General features: G+C 69.7%; 4 protein-coding genes and 1 pseudogene. 2 read left to right on the top strand and 3 right to left on the bottom strand.

Annotated elements, in window-relative coordinates; translation table 11 throughout:
* From G6023_RS04310 to G6023_RS04300, 3 genes and pseudogenes are all read right to left on the bottom strand, one after another.
* Positions 1–517: pseudogene (locus G6023_RS04310) on the bottom strand (restriction endonuclease); the annotation flags it as partial.
* A gap of 94 nt (positions 518–611) precedes the next feature.
* Positions 612–1,109, bottom strand: a complete 498-nt coding sequence (gene greA / locus G6023_RS04305) for a transcription elongation factor GreA (RefSeq protein WP_067715687.1) — start codon at positions 1,107–1,109, stop codon at positions 612–614.
* A 147-nt stretch (positions 1,110–1,256) separates the two neighbouring features.
* On the bottom strand, positions 1,257–1,715 hold the full coding sequence (locus G6023_RS04300; protein WP_120283777.1) for a DUF4307 domain-containing protein: 459 nt from the start codon (positions 1,713–1,715) through the stop codon (positions 1,257–1,259).
* Between the two features lie 137 nt (positions 1,716–1,852).
* Between G6023_RS04300 and mca the strand changes: the two genes are divergently transcribed.
* On the top strand, positions 1,853–2,776 hold the full coding sequence (gene mca, locus G6023_RS04295) for a mycothiol conjugate amidase Mca (RefSeq protein WP_182634179.1): 924 nt from the start codon (positions 1,853–1,855) through the stop codon (positions 2,774–2,776).
* Positions 2,773–3,099 carry a hypothetical protein gene (locus G6023_RS04290; RefSeq protein WP_182634178.1) on the top strand — a complete coding sequence of 109 codons (327 nt, stop codon included), beginning with the start codon at positions 2,773–2,775 and terminating at the stop codon, positions 3,097–3,099. Before mca ends, G6023_RS04290 begins: the two co-directional genes overlap by 4 nt.
* The last annotated feature ends 25 nt before the right edge of the window (positions 3,100–3,124 follow it).

The raw sequence follows: 3,124 nt of genomic DNA, 5'->3' as shown, positions 1-3,124 counted from the left end.
ACGCGTCGAGCTCCGCCCAGTGGATGACGAACGAGCACAGCCAGCGCAGGTGCTCGCGCATCTGCACGTTGAAACCCAGGCCGCCGGTGAGCGGGCCCTTCTCGCTGAGGACCTCGTCGAGATCGGTGGGGATCCCGGGCGCGTCCTCGATCCAGGAGAGCACGTCGCGGACGCGGCCGCGCTTGAGGCGGGCCGTGACCGTGGACAGGGGGAGCTGTTGGATGAAGAGCAGCTCGGCGGCGAGCAGGACCACGGGCCGTGGTGCGCCCTCGAGCTGGTCGTGCAGCGCCTGCATCACGGGGGAGCGTGTCGACCCGGGCGCCGCGCCGGCGGCCCCTTCCTCGGGGTCGGAGTCCAGACGGCGGGCCAGCTCCTCGGCCACCTCGGGCGTCCACGTGTAGAGGTCGTCCTCGAAGGGGGACTGACCCGTCCGCAGTGCCGGTCCCAGGACCCGCCCGGCCGCCGCTTCGATAGTCGGGGCCGGGCCGTGGGGCCTGTCCTGGGAACCGTCTGACACGTGGAACTCCTGCTACGCCGGGGCGGATTCGGGCCCGCCTGGAGGCGACCCGACATTCGTGAAGAACCTACCACCGGCCCCCGTCTTCAGCCGGTCAGCTGTGGTACGGCTCCGCGGTCACGATGGTGACGGCGACCTTCTTGCCGTTGGGGGCGGTGTACTCGCGGCTCTCCCCGTTCTTGGCGCCGAGGACGGCCTTGCCGAGCGGGGACTCGGGGGAGTAGATCTCCAGATCGTCCTTGCCGGAACCCTCGCCGCGGGTACCGATGAGGAAGGTCTCCTTGGTGTCCTCGTTGCCGTTGTAGTAGGCGCGGACAACGGAGCCGATGAGCGCGACACCGGACTCGGTGGGCGTCTCGCCGACCTGGGCGTTGGCCAGCAGGTCGTCGATGGTCCGGATGCGGGCCTCCTCCTGGCCCTGTTGCTCACGCGCGGCGTGGTAGCCGGCGTTCTCCTTGAGGTCGCCCTCCTCGCGCCGCTCGTTGATCTCGGCGGCGATGACCGGACGGTTGGCGATCAGCGCCTCCTTCTCGGCCATGAGGCGGTCGTACGATTCCTGGGTCAACCAGTGGACCTGGGTGTCGTTCGCCATGAGCGCACTCCAATCTGTTCGCGTGCGTGATGTAAGAAAAACACGGCCCCGCGAAAAAGGGAGCCGTGCTGAAGCGCCGATTCTAACACAGGCGCCGTGGCCCGCCGGCCGATACGCGCGGCCCTGACGGCCGCGCCGTCTGCGGCTCTACCTGCGCAGGTAGTCGGGGACGTCGTCACCACAGCCGTAGACGTCCGCGGCGAACGCGCGGGCGGTGGTGAAGATGGACGCGTCGATCTGGATCGTGGTGTTCTCCGACGGTGGGACGTAGACCTCGCGCCGGCCGAGTTCGCCCTTGGACTCCTCCTGGGCCCGGATGATGCAGTAGGCGGGCGTGCCCGGCTCCTCGCGCGTCACGGTGAACGTCAGGTCGACCCGCGACTCGTCGACGACCTCGACTCCGATCGCCTCGCCCGTGATGTCCGGCGTCTGGTTGAGACGCCACATCGTGTAGACGCCGGCGATCACCAGGCCGCCCACGAGCAGCGCCAGGATGACGGCGACGACCTTGCCGGTCAGGTTCGAGCCGCGGTCGGCGGTCGCGTACCGGTCCGCGGGCGGGCCCACGGGGGGCTGCGACGGGGCGTCCGACCTCGGCTCACTCATGGGAGCCAGGGTATCGGGGCACGCTGGCGGGGACGGCCGGGGGTCGCCGGCGGGCCCCGCCGGGGGCGGCGCCTGGGCCGACGCCCATAGAATGGTGCGGTCATCCACTCACGTGAGAAGAACGGCAGGTGCTCCCGATGGCCGGTCTGCGGCTGATGGCGGTCCACGCCCACCCCGACGACGAGTCGTCAAAGGGGTCGGCAACCATGGCCAGGTACGTCGCCGAGGGCGTCCACGTGCTGGTGGAGACGTGCACCGGGGGCGAGCGGGGCGACATCCTCAACCCCGCGATGGACCGCCCCGACATCGTCGCGGACCTGACGGGCGTCCGGGTGCGTGAGATGGCGCGCGCGGCCGAGATCCTGGGGGTCGACCACCACTGGCTGGGATATGTGGACTCGGGGTTGCCGGAGGGTGACCCCACGCCACCCCTGCCGGAGGGATGTTTCGCCCTGGCCGACGACGACGAGGTCACCGAGTCCCTGGTCCGCAGGATCCGGGAGTTCCGTCCCCACGTGATGATCACCTACGACGAGAACGGTGGGTATCCCCATCCGGATCACCTGAAGGTGCACTCGGCGTCGATGGCCGCGTACGAGGCCGCCGCCGACCCCGCCCGGTATCCGGACGCCGGTGAGCCGTGGGCGATCGCCAAGGTCTACTACACCCACGGGTTCCCCAAGAGCCGCCTCCAGCTGCTGGACGACGAGCTGTTCGCCCGCGACGGTGTGCGCCACTTCGAGGAGTTCCTGTCGCGCTGGGGGGACCGCCCCGACATCATGGAGCGGGTCACCACGCGGGTAGAGTGCGCTGACTACTTCGAGCAGCGCAACTCGGCACTGCTGGCCCACGCCACCCAGATCGACCCCAACGGCTGGTTCTTCGCCGCACCCGTGGAGATGCAGCAGCGGGTGTGGCCCACCGAGGAGTTCGAGCTCGCCGCCAGCCGGGTGGGCTTTCCCGAGCTCGGTGAGGGAGAATACGAGACAGACCTGTTCGAGGGAGTCGACCCGTACGTCGCTCTCCCCGTCGGCCCGAGCACGAGTGAGGACCCACGATGATCACCCTGGGACCGGACGTCCAGATCCTGGCGTACCAGTCGGCGATGGTCCTCGCGCAGAACCAGTCGCCCGGTACGCCCGGGTACAACGACAACCCGGTGGGGCCGGAGTTCGGCAAGGCCTCGCCGATCGGTATCCCGGTGATCCTGCTGTTGCTCATCGCCACCGTGCTGCTCATCCGCAACATGAACAAGCACATCAAGAACCTGCCGGAGAGCTTCGACACCGAGCATCCCGAGCCGGATCAGCTCGCCGACGAGGGCACCGACCGCGGGGCGGTCCCGCCCCTGGAGCAGACCGACGGGCAGCCCGACCCCCGCTGACGGTCTGCGTCGGGGCCGGGCCGCA

The sequence above is a fragment of the Dietzia sp. DQ11-71 genome (assembly GCF_014144995.1).
GTDB lineage: Bacteria > Actinomycetota > Actinomycetes > Mycobacteriales > Mycobacteriaceae > Dietzia > Dietzia kunjamensis.
Note: the sequence above shows the minus strand (reverse complement) of the source record. Positions and strands in the feature narration are given on the sequence as shown.

What these genes read in the sequence shown, in the direction of transcription:
- greA (WP_067715687.1), bottom strand. Translation starts at nt 1,109, where the DNA reads ATGGCGAACGACACCCAGGTCCACTGGTTGACCCAGGAATCGTACGAC.
- G6023_RS04300 (WP_120283777.1), bottom strand. Translation starts at nt 1,715, where the DNA reads ATGAGTGAGCCGAGGTCGGACGCCCCGTCGCAGCCCCCCGTGGGCCCG.
- mca (WP_182634179.1), top strand. Translation starts at nt 1,853, where the DNA reads ATGGCCGGTCTGCGGCTGATGGCGGTCCACGCCCACCCCGACGACGAG.
- G6023_RS04290 (WP_182634178.1), top strand. Translation starts at nt 2,773, where the DNA reads ATGATCACCCTGGGACCGGACGTCCAGATCCTGGCGTACCAGTCGGCG.